This is a genomic window from Lacisediminihabitans profunda (assembly GCF_008040105.1).
Taxonomy (GTDB): domain Bacteria; phylum Actinomycetota; class Actinomycetes; order Actinomycetales; family Microbacteriaceae; genus Lacisediminihabitans; species Lacisediminihabitans profunda.
The window spans coordinates 1-274 of sequence record NZ_VRMG01000122.1; the positions used below are offsets into that span (position 1 = coordinate 1).

The window sequence follows — 274 nt, forward strand, 5'->3', positions numbered from 1 at the left end:
AAGCAGTCCCTGTACGGTTTTTATTAGAACGAGGGGCAGTACCAGACTTAGCCATCTTGAGGAAGACGACTTGTTGCTTCGAGAGCGGCATTTCTTTTCCTTTCAAAACGTAGGTTTTTGAGTCCTCCCGGATAGCTATCAGCTATTCGTCTGGCAAGACGATGGGAGATATTAAAGTGAGCTTCGGCCTGTTCCAGCGTGTGATCAAAGAGATAATCCAGGATTTTAATTCTGGTTTCATCTCTGATCTCTTTACGCAATTCAGAAAGTCCAT

The 274-nt window shown here is 44.2% G+C and carries 1 protein-coding gene; it reads right to left on the reverse strand.

Annotated elements, in window-relative coordinates; all coding sequences use genetic code 11:
• Positions 1 to 47: 47 nt before the first annotated feature.
• A partial coding sequence (locus tag FVP33_RS19850) for a hypothetical protein (protein ID WP_222706811.1) occupies positions 48 to 274 on the reverse strand: 227 nt, incomplete at its 5' end.